We start from the raw sequence: 19018 nt of genomic DNA on the forward strand, positions 1-19018 counted from the left end.
GAGGTTCTAGCAGTACCAAGAGGGCCCATTGGGGCTTCCCTGAGGTCGCCACCTTCGGAGGAGTGGGGGGCCAAGAGCCGGCCCGCGAACCACTCGCGATAACCCTGTGACCCTCGTCTCACTTCCCGTGGGTTCTGTCCAGCATCGTGCGAGAGGACACGTACATACTCTTTGAGGGGTTCTCTATATCTACTGGCAAGACCCTCACTCCTTCACAGATAGGGATTCACCAAAAGCAAAGGCCCCCTGCTTGAGGCAGGGGGCCCGCTACTTCGCCTAGCTCAGCGGCTGATCAACCTTCTGCACCGAAGGTGCCTTAACGGTCTTCTCTGAGTAGGAATCTGGCCTGGGCTCCACCTCAAAAGTCTTCTCTCCGACCATCACAACGTATCCGGAGTCAATGAGCTGCTTACGCTTCCCATCAAGGTCGAGGGTGGGCCAGAGCTCAGAGAAGGTAAGTCCTTGGTCCCCTTCCACCCAACCAGCCTTCCTGACCGGCTTCCCCTCAAGTTCCCGCTTACGAGCCTTGTACTGGTTCATTCGGAAGCGATAACCCTCCTGGTCATCCTCCCAATCGCCTTCCTCATCCTGCTTCCGCAGACGCTCCATGCGCTTGATGATTTCGGCAAGCTCTTTGGAACTATCAGATCCGGGAACCCACACCTTCTTGGTAACCCTGTTCTGCCCGAATTTCTGAAGAAAGTGGATTTCCACCATTTCTTCGATGGGCTCGGCACGGCAGGAAATCCCCGTACAGCGGTTTTCCTTGGGCCAGGCTCCGCATTGGTAGTACCGGTAGGTGACACCCCGGAGAGTCGAGACCTTATGAATGGCCTTGGCCCCGCATCGACCGCAATGCACCACTCCATACATGGGGCTGGTCCCGTTCACTCGTCGGACGGAGGTGTGCATCCGCCGCCGGATTGCTGCTTGAAGTGACTCCCACTCATCTTCTGTGAAGACAGCTTCGGCAATCTGAATGGGCCTTCCGTCCATGCCATAGATAACTTCCCGGTTGTGCTTTTTCCGCCCCAAGAGAGTCTCATCGGTCAGGAGCTTCTTCACGGAGGTCTCCGACCAGCGCTCAGGTGTACCCTCCTTCCCGCCCCGGGCCTTGACGGGCTTCCCCTTTCGCGCCCTGGCCCTGTCTCGGGCTGTCAGGACGCCTTCCGAGTTCAGGTGCTTGGCGAGGCCGGCGAACGACTCACCTTCGATCATGATTCGCCGCATCTCGCGAAGTTCCATGACCATGCCTTCATCGAGTTCGAGGTAGGCGGCCGTCTTGCCGTCCTCGAATCTGTGCACAGTCTTGTATCCAAACGGAGGAATCCCGCCCGGCCAACGGGTGGTGAAGCGGCGCCGGTCGTGGGAGTCCTGAACACGCGCCTTGATGCGCTCCAACTCCTTGTGCGGCCCAAGGGATTTGACGTGGGCGATAGCGCGCCCCTCTGGGGTGGTCAGATCCAGAGATGGATCATCCAAGACAACCAGAGTCTTGTCCCACTCGATCACCTTGAAGACGAAGGCCATAAAGTGCGGCTCACTGCGGGAAAGTCGGTCCTGGGTGGTGACCCAGAGTTCATCCCACATTTCACGACCCTCGGGCTTGAGCCATTCGCCGAGGTCAGGGCGGGCGAACATATCCACATCACCGGACACAGACAAGTCAACGGCGGTACCGACGATCTCCACCCCCTCCCTGACGGCCCTGGTCCTGAGCTTCAGGTCCTGGTCCTCAATGGACTCCGAGCGCTCCCCCTTGTCGTCGGAGATGCGCTCCGCCAGCAGTACCCGCCTCATGCCGTCCCCTCCTCTGCGCGGCGCTGCCGCGCCCCAGCGGCCCCGGCTTCCGTGGCCGTGTGCCGTGGTTCGGCATCGTAGCGAAGTTTTGCTAAAGAGTCGTCATCCGGCCGCGCATGTACGGGTCCACGGACATGTGGAGGTTGCGCACCAGGATCCGGCCGGGAGCCGGGGCGGCGACCGGTACCTCGCGCAGGGCGAAGTCCTCGGCCACTGGCCAGCCCTGGGGACGGCGGACGAGGTGCCACTCACGGCTGACGGCGGGGATCGCGGGGGTCTCGGACATGACGCACTCCAGATCGCAAAATACTTCAGGACGTGAAACAACCATGCGCCTGGATATTTCAGGTTGTCAAGCAAATGGGTACGCTGGATCCATGCCCAGTCGTCGTGTGGATCCCCTGACCGTCGAGGTCGTCGAGCTCATCGGCACCGTCGTGGCCCGCTACCACGAGGAGTACGAGCACGCCGCCGCCAGCCACCGGCTGACCGGCGCGCAGGCGCGCGTGCTGAACCTGCTGTCGCTCGAGCCGATGGCGATGCGCCGCATCGCGCAGAAGCTGAAGTGCGAGCCGTCCAACATCACCGGGATCGTGGACCGGCTGGAGTCGCGCGGCCTGGTGGAGCGCCGGCCGGACCCGGCCGACCGGCGCGTGAAGCTGGCCGCGCCGACGGAGGAGGGCCTGCAGACGGCCGACCGGCTGCGCGAGTCCCTGGACTTCGCGCGGGAGCCGCTGGCCGGGCTGTCCACGGCCGAGCGGGCGGTCCTGCGCGACCTGCTCAAGCGGATGCTGGGCTGAGCCGCCGGCTCAGCAGAAGATCCACCAGCAGGTCTTCGGCGGCTTCGTCGGCGACGGGCTCGGCAGCGGCGGGACGGGCTGCGGCGTGCCCGTGCCCGAGGAGCTCGGCGAGGGCTGCCCCGACTGGCCGGGCTTTACGGACGCCCCCTTCCCGGAACCCTGCTGCACCCCGGGCCCGCCCGAGGCGGAGGCCGACGCCCCCGACCCGGGCTGCGCGCTGCCCCCGGCGGAGTCCCCGGACCGGGCAGGCTGCGCAGCGCTGGCGGCGGCCTTCGCGACCCCGGTGGCCTTGGCCGGCTTCACGGGGGCCGGAGCGCCGGGCCCGCCGGTACGACTGGGCAGCGGGGCCGGCTGCTGCGGACCGTCGTCGTCGGTCAGCATGACGTTCGCCGCCCGGTCGGTGTGCTCCCCGCCGGCCATCACCTGCGCCAGGGCCACCGACCCGCCGACGGCGACCGCCAGCCCGAGCCCGACGGTGGCGAGGGTCCGCCGGCGCCGGCGGTTCTCGACCCGGGCGCGGGCGCCGGGCCGGCGCCCGGTGGCGCCGGACAGCACGACGAGGGAGTCCGCCAAGGGGTCGGCGGCCTCCGGCCGGGACGCGCCCAGGGGCACGGAGGGCCCGTACGGCACGTCGGTGGAGCCGTACGGGGCGCCCGTGGAGCCGTACGGGGCGGCGGACGCGACGGGGACGCCCGGCGCGGCGGGGGGCAGGTACTCGGCCGGGGTTCCGCATCCGGCGCACGCCAGTGCGCCGTTGAGGTGCCTCCGGCAGGCGTGGCAGTAGTCCATGGCGGATGCGACGCTACGTGCTTTCACGCCACATCCGCATCGCGAGTTCGTAAAGGTCCTGTGTGGAATCGTGGTCCGCATGACACCGACGCCCCCGCCGCCGACGCCTCCGGCACCGCCGTCCGCGCCGCCGACGGGACCGGGTGCTTTCGGCCGGACCGCCTTCCAGCTGGTGCTGCTGCGGCGGATGGCCGACTTCCGGCCGGAGCTGGCCGAGGAGGCCCGGCGGCGGCTCGGCGCCTCTCTCGCCGAGCAGCGCGAGGCGAACCGGCGCTGGCAGGCGATGATCCGCTCGCCCCGCTCGCGCGGGGCCCTGGCCCGCTACCGCTCGGTGCTCGGCCCGCCGGAGTCGACGGCCCGGCGGACCATCGGCGACCTGGAGTGCGAGGCCCTGCTGTGGCCCCTGCCGCTCTGGCCCGACCTGCGCTTCGAGGTGCTGGCCGCGCCGGACGGGGCGGTGTGGAACGAGTGGCTGGTGCGCGCGCCGGGCGCGCCCGGGCCCGTACTGCGCGCTCCGGAGGACCTGCGGCCCTGGTCGGCGACGGTGGACGAGGTGGCGCGGGCCTTCGCGCCGGTGCGGCCGATGGAGGGCACCGCGCCGACGCGGTGGCGGCTGGCCTTCACCGCGCAGGGGCGGCCCTGCGTGGCGGAGTTCACGTACGGCCTGCTCCAACGGGTGTCCGTGGACGGCACCGAGCTCGACGCCCGCTGAGCGGCCACGGTGGGTGCGCGCGCTTCGCCGTCATGCGGGTGCGGGGGCACCCCGGACGCCGGGATCTGCGTTGCAGCTGTGGCCGAGGGCCACGGGGCGGTGCGCGGGGGCCGCCGGCGCGGCGGCGCGGGCGGGCGGGCGGGAGCGGCGCGAGGAGGGCCACGCCGAGCGCCGCGCAGAGTGTCAGGAGCGGCGCCGTCAGATTCTGGCGGGGCGTCAGCACCGCGTCCCCCTTACCTTGTTACGCACCAGTAGCGCGGGTGGTGCGGGCATGGCGCTGCCTGTCGGTACAGAAATCCACCCCCGTGCAGCACGTCCCGCCCCGTGTGGCGCACCCCGGCTGGAGCATCTCAACGGGCGCCATGCCCCATTCGCCCCAGAAGATATGAAATGCAACCGGCAACCGCCGGTCTTCCAGCATCAGCGCTCTCGGGAGGATCTGCCGTGACCGTCAGTCTTGAGCAGTTGCGCCGCTGCCACGTTGCCGTCGACCTCGGGGCCGCCAGGACCCGCGTGTACGTCAAGGGCGCCGGCCTCGTCGTCGACGAGCCCAGCGCGGCCGCCGTCAACACCCGCACCGGCGCGCTCATCGCCGTCGGAAGCTTCGCCGAGCGGATGACCGGCCGCACGCCCGACTACATCCGGGTCGTCCGCCCCGTCTCCGGCGGTACCGTCGTCGACATCGACATGGCCCAGCGGATGCTGCGCCACCTGCTCGGCGAGAAGCTGCGCCGCGCCCTGCGCCGCAAGCCCCGGCTGCGCGCCGCCGCCTGCACCCCGCACGACGCCGACCCCCTCGCCCAGCGGGCCGCCGTGGAGACGATGGTCGGCCTCGGCGCCCGCCGCGTCGAACTCGTCGACACCCTGATCGCGGCGGCCGTCGGCTGCGGCCTGCCCGTGGAGCAGCCGACCGCGACGATGATCATGGTGTGCGGGGCCGCCGCCACCCAGGTCGCCGTCCTCTCCCTCGGATCGATCGTCACCGCCCAGCGGATCCCCGTCGGCGGCGAGGCCATCGACCACGCCGTCGTCCAGCACCTGCGCCACGCCCACGAGCTGATGCTGCCCAGCCAGGCCGTCCGGCCCCTTCAGCTGGCCCTGCACGGCAACGGCATCACCGCCGAGGGCCCCGCCTCCACCCTGATCCACGGCCGCGACGTGGCCACCGGCCTGGCCCGCTCGGTCCACGTCGACACCGCGGCCGTCCGCGACGCCATCCACACCCCGCTCACCGCCGTCCTCGACGGCATCGGCAAGGTGCTGCGGGACTGCCCGCCGGACCTGGTCGCCGACCTGACCGACCGGGGAATCATGATGGTGGGAGGCAGCGCCCTGCTGCCCGGCCTGGACCAGATGCTGCGCGACGCCACCGGCATGCCCGTCGCCATCGCGGAGAGGCCGGACGTGTGCGCCGTGCTCGGCCTCGGCGCGATGCTCGAAGGGAAGATCGCCCCGATGGTCCTCAACCCGCTGACCGGATGAGCCCGGCCCGGGAGCCCTCACCCCCGAGCAGGGGGCCGGCCCCCCATGCTGCCGGAGGCGGTCCTCGGCGTCGGTTCGGAGCGGGACCGGGAGGCCGCCCTCCAGCACATCGCGGACTCGGCCGCCGAGCGTGCGGAGCCCGGTACGGAGCGCTCGGGGTCGTCGACCCCGAGCGCGTCCACAGTTCGCCTCCCAGGCCGCGGGGGACGACGGTGACGCGGGAGTCGGCCCTGTAGGCCCCCGGCTGCCCTGGGCCCCGGCCGCCCTTACGCCCTTCAGGGCCGCGGGGTCAGCCGGTGTTCGGGCCGGACGGCGGCCGCTGCGCCGCCCGCAGCGCGATCCGGGTGCTGGACTGGGCCACCCCGGCCTCCCGCTTGAGGCGGCGCAGCAGGGTGTCCAGCGCGGCCGGATCGGCGGCCCGGGCCCGTACGAGGTAGTCGTACTCCCCCGTCACGTGCACCACTTCGGTGATCCCGAACAGCCCGGCGACGCGCTGCTCGAACTCCTCGTTGGCGGTGTCCTGCCGGAGGACGAGGTCGATGAAGACCACGAGCCCGCCCCGGGTGTCGGCGGCCGGATCCACGATGACCGTGAATCCCCGGATCACCCCGTCGCGCCGCATCCGCCGGACCCGGTCGGCGGCGGCGTTGGCGCTGAGTCCGACGCGGACGCCGAGGTCCCGGTACGAGATCCGCGCATCCTCCTGCAGGATGCCGAGGATTTCCCTGTCGAGGCGGTCCATACCGCGATTCTCGCAGCGGCGGCCGATAATCGCTGCCGCGGCCGCCACCGCGCACCGCACCCTGCCGGGCATGACGGAACTACTGACTCCCGCCCTGGCGGGCACGGTCGCCGGGCTCGGCGTGGCGATGCCGATGGGCGCGATGAGCGTGCTGCTGCTCCAGGAGGCGATGTGCGACCGCCGCACGGCCGTGGCCGCGGCGGCGGGCATCGCGGCCGTGGACCTCGGCTACGCGGCCCTGGCCACGGCGCTGGGGCCCTGGGTGGCCTCCCACGTGGCACCGGTCGAGGCGTGGATCCGGCTGGCCGCGGCGGCGATCCTGCTGGCCATCGCCGCGCACGGCCTCCGGGGGGCCGCACGGGAACCGGAGCCTGCGGCGCCGGATCCCGGGCACACGACGGATCGCAGGGTCGGCCATGGCGGTGGCCGGGTCAGGGCCTTCGCCCGCTACGTCGGCCTGACCGCCGTGAACCCCACCACCGCCCTCTACTTCGCCGCCCTCACCACCGCCCAGGCCGCCTCCCTGCACACCGCCGCCTCCGCCGCCGCGTTCCTCACCGGCGTGGCCGCCGCCTCCCTCCTGTGGCAGCAGACCCTCGTCGCCGTCGGGTCCCTCGCCGGACGCAGGGTGCCCGCCCGGGCCCGCGTCTGGACCTTCCGCCTCGGCTACGGCCTCGTCGCCGCGTACGCCGTGAAGGTCGCCCTCCCGCTGCCGTAACCCCATAGGGTGACCCCCGTGACGACCCGTCTCTCGGCCCGCGCGGCCATCGCCTCCGTGACCGACCCCGGCAGCTTCGCCGAACTGCCCTCGCCCCCGCGGGAGTCGGCCGCCGACGGCCCGCTGGCCTGGACCGGGTACGACGCCTCCCGGGCCCGCGCCGCGGAGCTGACCGGCGAACAGGAGTCCGTGGTCGTCGGGACCGCCCTCGTCGGCGGCCGGCGAGTGGCCCTGGTCTCCTTCGAGTTCGGCTTCCTCGGCGGCTCCCTCGGCGAACGCACCGGAGACCGGCTCGAAGCGGCCTACACCCACGCCCGCGAACACCGCCTTCCGCTGGTGTCCCTGATCGCCACCGGCGGCTCCCGGATGCAGGAGGGCATGCTCGCGCTGACCCAGCTCCAGCGCGTGGCCCGGCAGTCCGTCCTGACCCGGGCCGCCGGGCTTCCCCAGATCGCCGTCCTGCGCGATCCCACCACCGGCGGCGGCTGGGCCACCCTCGGTGCCGGAGCGGACGTCGTCCTCGCGCTCCCGGGCGCCCAGGTCGGCTTCGCCGGATCCCGGGTGCGGCCCCCGGATGCCGATCCGGCGGCCTACACCGCCGAGAGCCAGTACGCCTCCGGGCACGTGGACGCGGTGGTGGAGGCCGCCCGGCTGCCCGGCGTGCTGGCCGACTGGCTCCGGATCCTGGCCGCGCCCCGCCCGTCCGGGCCGGTCGAGCCGCCGGCTGCGCTGGGCGGCGTACCCGGCGGACTGCCCCCGGCCGGCGGCTGGGACGCCGTACGGCAGGCCCGGAACCCCGGCCGGCCGCACGCCGAGGCCTACCTGGACGCGTACTTCACGCTGCGCCTGCCCCTGTCCGGGGACCGGGCCGGCGGCACCGACCCCGGGATGCTGTGCGGCTTCGGGCTGCACGGGGGCCGGGCCGTCGCGTACGCCGCCCAGTGCGGCACGGCGACCCGCCCGGCGGGATACCGCACGGCCGCCCGCGTGATCCGCCTCGCGGACCGGCTCGGCATCCCCGTCCTGACCCTGGTGGACACCCCCGGCGCGGCCAACGACGCCGCGGCCGAGCGGGCGGGGGCCGGCGCGGCCATCGCCGACACCTTCGCGGCGGTCGCGGCGGCCGCGGTCCCGGTCACCACCCTGCTCATCGGCGAGGGCGGCTCGGGCGGGGCCCTGGCGCTGGCGGCTCCGGGCAACACCTGGGTCACACCGGACAGCTACTTCTCCGTCATCGCCCCCGAGCTCGCCGCCGCCATCCTCAAGCGGCCCCCGTCCGAGGCCCCGGCCACCGCGGACCAGCTCCGCATCCGCCCCCAGGACCTGGTCGCCCTGGGCGTGGCCCGCGGCGTGGTCCCCCCGGCCTGATCCCGCCGGGGCCGGTGCCAGGGCCGCGGCCACGGCGGGATCAGGCCTGCGGCGAGCGGGCGTCGTAGCGGGCGAAGCCGCGCCAGCGGGCGGCGAGCAGCGCCACGACCAGGACGCAGGCGAGGCCGCCGCCCGTGATCGCCACCGTCGGGGAGGTGAGGTCGGCGACGGTCCCGGCGAGGAAGTCACCGAGCCGCGGCCCGCCCGCGACGACCACGATGAAGACGCCCTGGAGGCGGCCGCGCATCTCGTCCGGGGTGGCGGCCTGCATCATCGTGGAGCGGAACACCATGGAGACGGTGTCCGCGCAGCCGGCGAGGGCCAGGAAGAACAGGCCGAGCCACAGGTTCCGGGTGAGCCCGAACACGGCGAAGGCCAGCCCCCATGCGGCGACGGACAGCAGGATGGCCAGCCCGTGCCGCCGGATCCGGCCCTGCCAGCCGGAGAACAGCCCGCCGAGCAGCGCCCCGACGGCGGGCGCGGCCGCGAGCAGGCCGACGGTGGTGGCGTCGCCGCCGTACCAGAGCACGGCGATGGCCGGGAACAGCGCCTTGGGGTGGGCCAGCACCATCGCGGCCAGGTCGGAGAAGAAGGTCATCCGGACGTTGGGCCGGGTCCCGAGGAACCGCAGCCCGTCGAGTACGGACGCCCTCCCCCGCTTGCCGCCCTCCCGGTCGGGCAGCATCGCCGGCAGCCGCCACATCGCGTAGAGCGCGGCGGTGAAGGTGGCGGCGTCGATCAGGTAGGCGGCCTCGTAGCCCCAGCGGCCGACGACGAGCCCGCCGAGGACCGGGCCGAGCATCGTCCCGGAGGTCATCGTCACGGAGTTCAGCGCGTTGGCGGCGGGCAGCTGCTCGGCCGGCAGCAGCCGGGGGATCATGGCGGACCGGGCGGGCCCGTTGAGGGCCCCGCAGACCGCCTGGAGCGCGACGATCGAGTACAGCAGCCAGACCCGGTGGTAGCCGAGCAGCGCGGCGCCCGCCAGCAGCACCGACAGGGCGGTCAGGCCGACGGCGCTGTAGAGGCCGAGCTTGCGCCGGTCCACGGTGTCGGCGACGGCGCCGCCGTACAGCCCGAAGGCGACGAGCGGGACGAGCGAGAAGAGCCCCACGAGGCCGACGGCGAAGCTGGAGCCGGTGATGTCGTAGACCTGGAGCGAGATCGCGAGGGCGGTCATCGCCTGGCCCATCCAGGAGATGGTGCCGCCGACCCACAGCCGCCGGTAGTCGGCCGAGGCCCGCAGCGGGGTCAGGTCGGCGAATAACCGCGAGAAGCGCCGCGGGGGCGCGGACCCGGGGGCGGGCGTGGGCGTGGGTGCGCTCGTACCGGTCACAGCGGATGATAACCGGCGGCCGCCGGCGGCCCCCCGGCCCGGAGCGCCGCCGTTCGCGCACCCGCAACAGCCGCCCCACCCGGATCCGCGGTTGCAGACCGCGCGGATCCTTGCCGGTAACTCGCCATTGCTGCAGGACATTTGACTGAATCGGCAGGCGCTCGCCGCCTGGTGTCGGCTCATGATGAAACGACTCGTATGTCCAGGGAGGCGTAGTGATCGAACCTGGCAACAGCACCACGAGCACCGACAGCACGGGCAGCGCCGTCAACGCGGACAACGACGTCCACGCACCCCTGACGGTCGGGGTCGAGGAGGAGTTCCTCCTCGTCGACGCCCGCACCTTCCGGGTGGTCCCGGCCGCCCCCCGTGTCCTCGAAACCGCCGCGGGCCTTCCCCACGAGGTCCACGCGGAGGGCACCCGCTACCAGGTGGAAATCTCCACCCCGGTCGCCGACTCGGCCCCGAAGCTGCGCGAGGAGCTGGCGGCGCTGCGGCGCACCCTCTCCCGGGCGGCCCGCGCCCACGGCTGCCGGCTGCTGGCCGCACCCTCGCCGGTCATGGCGGTCGAGGGGCCGCTGCACCTGACGGACGACGAGCCGCGCCAGCGCGAGCAGCACCGCCGCTTCGGCGCGCTCACCGACACCCTGGTCAGCTGCGGCCGCCACATCCACATCGGCACCTTCGACGTGGACACGGCGGTCGCCGTGTCCAACCGGGTCAGACCATGGCTGCCCACCCTGATCGCGCTGGCCGCCAACTCGCCGTTCTGGGGCGGCCGGGACACGGCGCACGCCAGCTGGCGCGCGATGGCCTGGTCGGGCTGGCCCTCGGCGGGCCTGCCCCCGCACTTCACGTCCACGGCCCACTTCCGGCGCTCGGTGCAGACCCTGCTCGGCTCCGGGGCGGCCCTGGACACCAAGATGGTCTACTGGGACCTCCGCCCGTCCGGGCACTGGCCGACGCTCGAGATCCGGGCGCCCGACATGTCCTCGGACATCGACACGGCCATCCTCCAGGCCGAACTGGTCCGCGCCCTGGTGGCCACGGTCCTCGGGGAGATCGCGCAGGGGCGCCCCGAGCCGGTCGTACGGGACGACGTCCTGTACCTGGCCCGCTGGCGGGCGGCCCACGACGGGCTGGAGGGCTTCGGCCTGGACCCGTACACGGGAGCCGAACTCCCGGCGGCGGACCTGGCGGAGGCCCTGCTCGACCTGGTGGCCCCGGAGCTGGCCGCCTGCGGCGAGCTGGACCACGCGGCGGAGACCCTGGGGCGGCTGCTCCGCGACGGCTCGGGCGCCCACCGCCAGCGCGCGGCGTACGCCCGCCGCCAGGACCTGAGGGACGTACTGCGCCACCTGACGGACGAAACGGAGAACGTCTGACCCCGCCGGGCCGCAGGCGGGCCATCCCTCCGCCCGCGGCCCCGGCCCCGGACCCGGACCTGTCGTGACGATCGCCACATCCGCGGCCCCGGCACATCCGGCCCGCCCGGGAACACCAAAGCCGCAGATGCAATCGTTTCTGCACCTGCGGCTTGCGGTGGGGCGGGTGGGACTCGAACCCACGGCCGACGGATTATGAGTCCGCTGCTCTAACCGGCTGAGCTACCGCCCCTTCACGGCGTGGCGCGTACAAGTGTGCGCGCCGTCTGCCGCAGCATAGCCGCTCATACGATCTCCTGCCTCGGCTGGGCCGTGTGATCGGCTTCGCTGTCGGTGGAGACCGGTTTGAGGGCTGCCCGGTTCCACCGGCGGGGCAGAAGTTTCCGCTCGAGGGCAAAAAAGAAGAGGACCCCTCGGGGTCCTCTTCCCTCTGCTCCCCCGGCTGGACTCGAACCAGCAACCCTCCGGTTAACAGCCGAATGCTCTGCCAATTGAGCTACAGGGGATCGCGCTCCCCCGACTGGACTCGAACCAGTAACCTGCCGGTTAACAGCCGGCTGCTCTGCCAATTGAGCTACAGGGGATTGCTGCGTTGCACCGAACGGCCCACCTCCGGCCTTGCCGGGGGGCGAGCGCCCGTTGCGAGTCATAGATTAGCGCAAGCAGGGGGGTGCTCCGCCAATTGGTATCGACAGCGGGCCGGGCACCACACGACGAAGGGTGACAGGCATGCGCTACAAGGTCACGTTCGTGAGCGGACTGGCCCTCGGGTACCTCCTCGGGACACGGGCCGGGCGGGAGCGCTACGAGCAGATGAAGAAGTGCGTGCGCGAGGTCGCGCGGAACCCGGCCGTGCGGAACGCGGCCGAGACCGCCGGCCAGCAGGGGCGGCAGTACGCCGGCAAGGCGCTCACCGCGGTGGGCGAGCGGGTCGGGGACGTCCTGCCCGCCTCGGTGACCGACCGGGTGCGGGTGCTGCGCGGCCGGGCCGGCGGCTCCGCCGGCTACGAGGACGACTGGGGCACCAGCAACACCTGAGGCGGGCGGGGCAGCCGGGGTGGCAGGGGTGGCAAGGGGCGGATGAGGCTCCTGTGACACCGCCGGGCATCGTCCGATCCACCGCCCGATCCACCGCCCGATCCGCCGCCCGGGCCATCCCCCGGTCCGCCCCCTGGCTCACCCTCGTTCCACCGCTGTTCCGGAGCCGGTTCCCCCGCCGGTGCACACGGGATCCGCCGCCCTGCGGGGCGGCGGATCCCGGCCGTGTGTGCGGCAGAATTCTCCGCATGGGGATAGTCGCCGGGCTGGACAGCTCTTCCGCCTTCACTCGCATCGTCGTCTGCGACACCGACACGGGTGCCGTACTGCGTCAGGGCTACGCGCCCCATCCGCAGCCCGCCGGTGATCCCGAGAGCCTCCACCCCCACGACACGGACCCGCAGGCCTGGCTGCTCTCCCTCGGCGAAGCCGCCGGCCGCGGGCTCCTCGAAGGCGTCCAGGCCATCGGCGTCTCCGCACAGCAGCACGCGCTGCTGCCGCTGGACGCGCAGGGCGCCCTCGTACGCCCGGCCCTGGTCGGCAACGACAAGCGCGGCCAGGTCGCCGCCGCCGACCTCGTCGAGGCGCTCGGGGGCCGGCACGCCTGGGCCGAGGCCGTGGGCTCCGTCCCGCACTCCGCGCAGCCGGTGGCCAAGCTCGCCTGGCTGGCCCGCAACGAGCCCGACGCGGCCCGCCGGGTGGCGGTGCTGATGTCCCCGCACGACTGGCTGGTCTGGCAGCTGCTGGGCCGGCCCGCCCGGCGCACCACCGACCGCGGCGGGGCCTCCGGGACCGGCTACTGGTCGCCGGCGACCGGCGCCTACCGCCCCGACCTGGTCGAGCTCGCGCTCGGGCACACGGCGCTGCTGCCGGAGGTGCTCGCGCCGGCCGAAGCCGCCGGGATGACCCCGGAGGGGCTGCTGATCTCCGCCGGCACCGGGGAGACCATGGCCGCCGCGCTCGGGCTGGGCCTGGCTCCCGGGGACGCCGTGGTGTCGCTGGGCGCCTCGGGCTCCGTGATGGCCGTCCACCACTCGGCGGTTCAGGAGCCGAGCGGCCTGGTCACCTCGCTCGCCGACGGCAGCGGCATGCACCTGCCGGTGGTGAACACCTCCAACGCGGTACGGGCCCTGCGGGGCACCGCCGACCTGCTGGGCACCGATCTGGAGGGGCTGTCCGAGCTCGCGCTGAAGTCGACGCCGGGCGCGCACGGCCTCGTACTCCTGCCGTACCTGGAGGGTGAGCGCACGCCCAGCCTGCCGCACACCGCGGGCACCCTGTCCGGGCTGCGGCGCGACTCGATGAAGCCGGAGCACCTGGCGCGGGCCGCGTTCGAGGGCATGCTGTGCGGGCTGGTCGACGCACTCGACGTGCTGCGCCTGCGCGGGGTCGAGGTCCGCCGGGTGTTCCTGCTGGGTGCGGCGGCCGAGCTGCCCGCCGTGCAGGCCTCGGCCCCCGGGCTGTTCGGTACGCAGATCGTCGTACCGGCGCCGGCCGACTACGCGGCGCTGGGCGCGGCACGCCAGGCGGCGTGGGCGCTCGGGGTGCAGCAGGGGACGCTGGCCCCGCACACCCCGCCGGTGTGGCCGGCGCCGACCGCGCAGGTCTTCGAGCCGGGCGAGGACTACCCGGCCTGGCAGGCGGTGCGCCAGCAGTACATCGCGACGCGGGAGCAGCTCCACCCGGGCGCCTTCCAGGCGTAGGGCGGCGCGGCAGAGGTCGTAGGGCCGTCTCCTGGCCGACTCCTCCTTTTGACCGGGCTTTGCGAAAACCGGTGGGGTTTGCACGCACACGTGGCCGAAGATGGGGTGCCCCCCTCGACCGTGCCGACCGGAGCCTGCGCGTGCTCATACGACTTCTGCGGACCCATCTGGGTCCGTACCGGAAACCCCTCGTCCTGCTGGTCCTGCTGCAACTGCTCCAGACCAGTGCGAGCCTCTACCTCCCCACGCTGAACGCGGACATCATCGACCAGGGTGTCGTCCACGGCGACACCGGCTACATCCTGCGCTTCGGCGCGCTGATGCTCGGTGTCTCCCTCGTCCAGCTGGTCTGCAACGTCGGCGCCGTCTACTACGGCGCCCGCACCTCCGCCGCCTTCGGCCGCGACATCCGCGCCGCCGTCTTCGACCGGGTGCAGAGCTTCTCCGCACGGGAGGTCGGCCAGTTCGGCGCGCCGTCGCTGATCACCCGTACGACGAACGACGTGCAGCAGGTCCAGATGCTGGTGCTGATGACCTTCACCCTGATGGTCTCGGCGCCGATCATGTGCATCGGCGGCATCGCCATGGCGTTCTCGCTCGACGTGCAGCTGTCGGGCGTGCTGCTGGCCGTGGTGCCCGTCCTCGGCCTGTCCGTCGGCGCGATCGTCTGGCGGACGCGTCCGCTGTTCCGCTCGATGCAGGAGCGCCTGGACGTCGTGAACCGGGTGCTGCGCGAGCAGATCACCGGCAACCGGGTGATCCGCGCGTTCGTCCGCGACGACTACGAGAAGGAACGCTTCCGCGGCGCCAACACCGAGCTGACCGACGTCGCGCTCGCCTCCGGCCGGCTGCTCGCGCTGATGTTCCCCACGGTGATCGTGGTCGTGAACATCTCCAGCGTCGCCGTGATCTGGTTCGGCGCGATGCGCATCGACAGCGGCGGCATGGAGATCGGCCAGCTGACGGCCTTCCTCGCCTACCTGATGCAGATCGTCATGTCCGTGATGATGGCCACGTTCATGTTCATGATGGTGCCGCGCGCCGAGGTCTGCGCCGAGCGCATCCAGGAGGTCCTGGACACCGACTCCAGCGTGGTCCCGCCCGCCGAGCCGGTGACCGGCGTCTCCCGGGCCGGAGTGCTGGAGCTGCGCGGCGCCGACTTCCGCTACCCGGGTGCCGAGGCCCCCGTGCTGCGCGGGGTGGACCTGGTGGCCCGCCCCGGCGAGATCACCGCGGTCATCGGCTCCACCGGCAGCGGCAAGTCCACGCTGCTGGGACTGGTCCCGCGGCTGTTCGACGCGACCGGCGGCCGCGTGCTGGTCGACGGCGAGGACGTACGCCGGCTCGACCCCGAGCTGCTGGCCGAGACGGTCGGCCTGGTGCCGCAGAAGCCGTACCTGTTCTCCGGGACGGTCGCCTCCAACCTGCGCTACGGGCGCCCCGACGCCACTGACGACGAGCTCTGGCACGCCCTGGAGGTGGCGCAGGCCGCGGAGTTCGTCTCCGCGCTCGAAGGCGGCCTGGACGCGCCCGTCACCCAGGGCGGGACGAACGTCTCCGGCGGCCAGCGCCAGCGCTTGGCCATCGCCCGCACGCTGGTGCAGCGCCCGGGCATCTACCTCTTCGACGACTCCTTCTCCGCGCTGGACTACGCGACGGACGCGGCGCTGCGCGCGGCGCTCGCCCGCGAGACGGAGGACGCGACGGTCGTCATCGTCGCCCAGCGGGTCGCGACGATCCGCGAAGCCGACCGGATCATCGTGCTCGACGAGGGCCGTGTCGTGGGCGAGGGACGCCACCACGAGCTGATGGCCGGCAACGAGACCTACCGGGAGATCGTGCTCTCCCAGCTGACGGAGGCGGAGGCCGCATGAGCGGGCCCGGAGGACGGATGATGGCGGGACCGGCCCAGCGGTCCCTGGACTTCAAAGGCTCGGGCAAGCGGCTGCTGCGGCAGCTCGCACAGGACCGGGCCAAGCTGTGGGGCATGGTCGCCGCGGTCTTCGGCAGCGTCGTCTGCACGGTGATCGGCCCGAAGATCCTCGGCCACGCCACCGACCTGGTCTTCGCGGGGATCGTCGGCCGGCAGATGCCGGCCGGGACCACCAAGGAGCAGGCGCTGGACGGGCTGCGCGCCAAGGGCGAGGACGGCATGGCGGACATGCTGTCCGGCACCGACTTCACCCCCGGCCAGGGCATCGACTTCGGTGCTGTCGGGGTGGTGGCGGCCTGGGCGCTGGCGGTCTTCGTACTGGCCGGCCTGCTGATGCTGGTGGCGACGCGGCTGTCGAACCACATCATGAACGGCACCGTGTACCGGATGCGCGAGGAGCTCCAGGACAAGCTGGCGCGGCTGCCGCTGTCGTACTTCGACCGGCAGAAGCGCGGCGAGGTGCTCAGCCGGGCCACCAACGACATCGACAACGTCGGGCAGACGCTCCAGCAGACGATGGGACAGCTGCTCAACTCGCTGCTGACGATCGTCGGCGTGCTCGCGATGATGTTCTGGATCTCGCCGCTGCTGGCGCTGGTCGCCCTGGTGACGATCCCGGTGTCGGTCGTCGTCGCCGCGAAGATCGGCAAGAAGTCTCAGCCGCAGTTCGTGGCGCAGTGGAAGTCCACGGGTGCGCTCAACGCGCACATCGAGGAGATGTACTCCGGCCACACGCTGGTGAAGGTCTTCGGCCGGCAGAAGGAGTCCGCGGCCGTCTTCGCCGAGCAGAACGACGCGCTGTTCCGGGCCTCGTTCAAGGCGCAGCTGGTCAGCGGCATCATGCAGCCGGTGATGTTCTTCATCTCGAACATCAACTACGTGCTGGTGGCGGTCGTCGGCGGGCTGCGGGTGGCCTCGGGCAGCCTGTCGATCGGTGACGTGCAGGCCTTCATCCAGTACTCGCGGCAGTTCTCCATGCCGCTGACGCAGGTCGCGTCGATGGCGAACCTGGTGCAGTCCGGCGTGGCCTCGGCGGAGCGGGTGTACGAGCTGCTCGACGCCGGGGAGCAGGAGCCGGACGTCGCGGTTCCGGAGCGTCCGGAGAAGGTCCGCGGCCAGATCACGCTGGAGAAGGTGGCGTTCCGCTACGAGCCGGACAAGCCGCTGATCGAGAACCTGTCGCTGGCCGTCGAACCCGGCCAGACCGTCGCCATCGTCGGCCCGACCGGTGCCGGCAAGACCACGCTGGTGAACCTCCTCATGCGGTTCTACGAGGTCACCGGCGGCCGCATCGCGCTCGACGGGGTGGACATCGCGAAGATGACCCGCGAGGAGCTGCGCGGCGGCATCGGCATGGTGCTCCAGGACACCTGGCTGTTCGGGGGCACCATCGCGCAGAACATCGCGTACGGGGCCTCGCGCGAGGTCACGCGCGCCGAGATCGAGGAGGCGGCGCGGGCCGCGCACGCCGACCGGTTCATCCGTACCCTGCCGGACGGCTACGACACCGTCCTGGACGACGAGGGCGCGGGGGTCAGCGCGGGCGAGAAGCAGCTGATCACCATCGCCCGGGCGTTCCTGTCGGACCCGGTGATCCTGGTGCTCGACGAGGCGACCAGCTCGGTGGACACCCGTACCGAGGTGCTGATCCAGAAGGCGATGGCGCGGCTCGCGCACGGCCGCACGTCGTTCGTGATCGCGCACCGGCTTTCCACGATCCGGGACGCGGACGTGATCCTGGTGATGGAGAACGGCTCCATCGTGGAGCAGGGCACGCACGGGGAACTGCTGGCGGCGCAGGGCGCGTACGCGCGGCTGTACGCGGCGCAGTTCGCGCAGGCGGTCGCCGAGGTCGACTGACCGGCCGCGGCATGCGGGCGCGGGGCGGGGCGGAGTCCGGCGGGGCGGTGTCCGGCGGTGCCGGACCTGTCCCGCCCCCGCCGTACGCCGGGCCCGCTGTCAGTCGAGGTAGCCGCGGAGCTGGTCGGCGAAGGCGTGGTCACGCAGCTTGCCCAGGGTCTTGGACTCGATCTGGCGGATGCGCTCGCGCGTCACGCCGAAGATGCGCCCGATCTCCTCCAGGGTGCGCGGCCTGCCGTCGGCCAGCCCGTACCGCAACTGGACGACCTTGCGCTCGCGCTCTCCGAGGGTCGACAGGACCGCCTCCAGGTGCTCGCGCAGCAGGAAGAAGGCGGCGGACTCCATGGGCGAGGCCGCGTCGCCGTCCTCGATCAGGTCGCCGAGGGCGACGTCCTCCTCCTCGCCGACCGGCGCGTGCAGCGAGACCGGCTCCTGCGCGAGGCGCAGCACCTCCAGCACCCGTTCCGGCGTCAGCTCCAGGTGGACGGCGACCTCTTCGGCGGTGGGCTCGTAGCCCCGCTCCTGGAGCATGCGCCGCTGGACCCGCACGACGCGGTTGATGAGCTCCACCACGTGGACGGGCACGCGGATGGTGCGTGCCTGGTCGGCGAGGGCCCGCGACATCGCCTGCCGGATCCACCAGGTGGCGTACGTGGAGAACTTGTAGCCGCGGGTGTAGTCGAACTTCTCGACGGCCCGGATCAGCCCGAGGTTCCCCTCCTGCACGAGGTCGAGCATGGTGAGGCCGCGGCCCACGTACCGCTTCGCGACGGAGACGACGAGCCGGAGGTTCGACTCGATCAGGCGCCGCTTGGCCATCCGCCCCATCACGACGAGCTTGTCCAGGTCGAGGGCGAGCCGCAGGTCCAGGTCGGGGGTGTTGCCCTGCTTCTCCTCGGCGAACAGCCCGGCCTCGACGCGCCGCGCGAGCTCGACCTCCTCGGCGGCGGTGAGCAGCGGGATCCGGCCGATCTCGCGCAGGTACTGGCGGAACAGGTCGGCGGAGGGCCCGGTCCCGGCGCCGTCGGCGCTTCGGCGCTGCTCGGGCAGCTGCTCGATCAGCACCAGCACCTCGGGCTCGTCGTCCTCGTCCTCGGCGGCCGGCCGGCTGCCGGGCTCGATGTCCGACCCGGGGTCCGTCCGGGGGGCTGTCCGGGGGGCTGTCCGTTGGTCTATCCGGGGGTCCGTCCCGGGCTCGGGATCGGCCTCGGGGTCCCCGCCCTCCGGGGCCTGGGCCGCGACGGCGTGGACGGGCGGGCTCACGTTGACGGTCAGGATCCGGGTCTGCACGGGGGCGACCTCCAGGGCTCCGAGGACGGTGGCACCGCACCTCAGTGTGGGGTACGGCACATCGC

15 protein-coding genes, 3 tRNA genes and 1 pseudogene are annotated in these 19018 nt (G+C 72.3%); 10 read left to right on the forward strand and 9 right to left on the reverse strand.

The features are described 5' to 3' along the window. Positions 1 to 276: 276 nt before the first annotated feature. Positions 277 to 1800 carry a recombinase family protein gene (locus tag AC068A_RS17895; RefSeq protein WP_478585913.1) on the reverse strand — a complete coding sequence of 508 codons (1524 nt, stop codon included), beginning with the start codon at positions 1798 to 1800 and terminating at the stop codon, positions 277 to 279. A 103-nt stretch (positions 1801 to 1903) separates the two neighbouring features. After that, positions 1904 to 2086: pseudogene (locus AC068A_RS17900) on the reverse strand (NADP-dependent oxidoreductase); the annotation flags it as partial. Positions 2087 to 2177: 91 nt separating this feature from the next. Between AC068A_RS17900 and AC068A_RS17905 the strand changes: the two are divergent. Next, positions 2178 to 2600, forward strand: a complete 423-nt coding sequence (locus AC068A_RS17905) for a MarR family winged helix-turn-helix transcriptional regulator (RefSeq protein ID WP_478585915.1) — start codon at positions 2178 to 2180, stop codon at positions 2598 to 2600. A gap of 9 nt (positions 2601 to 2609) precedes the next feature. Here AC068A_RS17905 and AC068A_RS17910 read toward each other — a convergent pair whose 3' ends face one another. Next, entirely contained in the window at positions 2610 to 3416 is an 807-nt protein-coding gene (locus tag AC068A_RS17910) for an SCO2400 family protein (RefSeq protein ID WP_478585917.1), read from the reverse strand. A 52-nt stretch (positions 3417 to 3468) separates the two neighbouring features. Between AC068A_RS17910 and AC068A_RS17915 the strand changes: the two genes are divergently transcribed. Further along, positions 3469 to 4101 (forward strand): hypothetical protein, encoded by a 633-nt coding sequence (locus AC068A_RS17915; protein WP_478585919.1) that lies wholly within the window; start codon positions 3469 to 3471, stop codon positions 4099 to 4101. 444 nt (positions 4102 to 4545) lie between these two features. Then, a complete protein-coding gene (locus AC068A_RS17920) occupies positions 4546 to 5583 on the forward strand; it encodes a rod shape-determining protein (RefSeq protein WP_478585921.1) in 1038 nt (345 codons plus the stop codon). Between the two features lie 289 nt (positions 5584 to 5872). Here the strand turns inward: AC068A_RS17920 and AC068A_RS17925 are convergent, their stop codons facing one another. Continuing rightward, on the reverse strand, positions 5873 to 6325 hold the full coding sequence (locus AC068A_RS17925; RefSeq protein ID WP_478585923.1) for an Lrp/AsnC family transcriptional regulator: 453 nt from the start codon (positions 6323 to 6325) through the stop codon (positions 5873 to 5875). Positions 6326 to 6395: 70 nt separating this feature from the next. On the opposite strand from AC068A_RS17925, the gene AC068A_RS17930 reads away from it, so the two are divergent. Both AC068A_RS17930 and AC068A_RS17935 read left to right on the forward strand, forming a co-directional pair. Next, positions 6396 to 7043, forward strand: coding sequence for a LysE family transporter (locus AC068A_RS17930; protein ID WP_478585925.1), 648 nt, complete (start codon positions 6396 to 6398; stop codon positions 7041 to 7043). Positions 7044 to 7061: 18 nt separating this feature from the next. Further along, positions 7062 to 8411, forward strand: a complete 1350-nt coding sequence (locus tag AC068A_RS17935) for a carboxyl transferase domain-containing protein (RefSeq protein ID WP_478585927.1) — start codon at positions 7062 to 7064, stop codon at positions 8409 to 8411. A 40-nt stretch (positions 8412 to 8451) separates the two neighbouring features. On the opposite strand, the gene AC068A_RS17940 is transcribed toward AC068A_RS17935, so the two are convergent. Continuing rightward, the gene (locus tag AC068A_RS17940; protein ID WP_478585929.1) at positions 8452 to 9744 is read right to left on the reverse strand and encodes an MFS transporter; all 1293 of its coding nucleotides are present in this window, start codon (positions 9742 to 9744) and stop codon (positions 8452 to 8454) included. A 215-nt stretch (positions 9745 to 9959) separates the two neighbouring features. On the opposite strand from AC068A_RS17940, the gene AC068A_RS17945 reads away from it, so the two are divergent. After that, entirely contained in the window at positions 9960 to 11129 is a 1170-nt protein-coding gene (locus AC068A_RS17945) for a carboxylate-amine ligase (protein ID WP_478585931.1), read from the forward strand. Positions 11130 to 11287: 158 nt separating this feature from the next. Here the strand turns inward: AC068A_RS17945 and AC068A_RS17950 are convergent. From AC068A_RS17950 to AC068A_RS17960, 3 genes are all read right to left on the reverse strand, one after another. Then, a tRNA-Ile gene (locus AC068A_RS17950) sits at positions 11288 to 11361 on the reverse strand. Between the two features lie 201 nt (positions 11362 to 11562). Further along, positions 11563 to 11635: transfer RNA gene (locus AC068A_RS17955), tRNA-Asn, on the reverse strand. Positions 11636 to 11640: 5 nt separating this feature from the next. Beyond that, positions 11641 to 11713 (reverse strand) — tRNA-Asn (locus AC068A_RS17960). A 145-nt stretch (positions 11714 to 11858) separates the two neighbouring features. On the opposite strand from AC068A_RS17960, the gene AC068A_RS17965 reads away from it, so the two are divergent. The 4 genes from AC068A_RS17965 (at position 11859) to AC068A_RS17980 (ending at position 17663) form a co-directional block, all read left to right on the forward strand. Continuing rightward, positions 11859 to 12167, forward strand: coding sequence for a YtxH domain-containing protein (locus tag AC068A_RS17965; protein ID WP_478585933.1), 309 nt, complete (start codon positions 11859 to 11861; stop codon positions 12165 to 12167). 248 nt (positions 12168 to 12415) lie between these two features. Further along, entirely contained in the window at positions 12416 to 13870 is a 1455-nt protein-coding gene (locus tag AC068A_RS17970; RefSeq protein WP_478585935.1) for an FGGY family carbohydrate kinase, read from the forward strand. A 140-nt stretch (positions 13871 to 14010) separates the two neighbouring features. Next, positions 14011 to 15744 (forward strand): ABC transporter ATP-binding protein, encoded by a 1734-nt coding sequence (locus AC068A_RS17975; RefSeq protein ID WP_478585937.1) that lies wholly within the window; start codon positions 14011 to 14013, stop codon positions 15742 to 15744. Continuing rightward, positions 15741 to 17663, forward strand: coding sequence for an ABC transporter ATP-binding protein (locus AC068A_RS17980; RefSeq protein WP_478585939.1), 1923 nt, complete (start codon positions 15741 to 15743; stop codon positions 17661 to 17663). The genes AC068A_RS17975 and AC068A_RS17980 overlap by 4 nt, the downstream gene beginning before the upstream one ends. A gap of 99 nt (positions 17664 to 17762) precedes the next feature. On the opposite strand, the gene AC068A_RS17985 is transcribed toward AC068A_RS17980, so the two are convergent. After that, positions 17763 to 19013 carry an RNA polymerase sigma factor gene (locus AC068A_RS17985; protein ID WP_478585941.1) on the reverse strand — a complete coding sequence of 417 codons (1251 nt, stop codon included), beginning with the start codon at positions 19011 to 19013 and terminating at the stop codon, positions 17763 to 17765. Positions 19014 to 19018 lie beyond the last annotated feature (5 nt).

It is taken from the genome of Streptomyces sp. NPDC043854 (genome assembly GCF_056436005.1).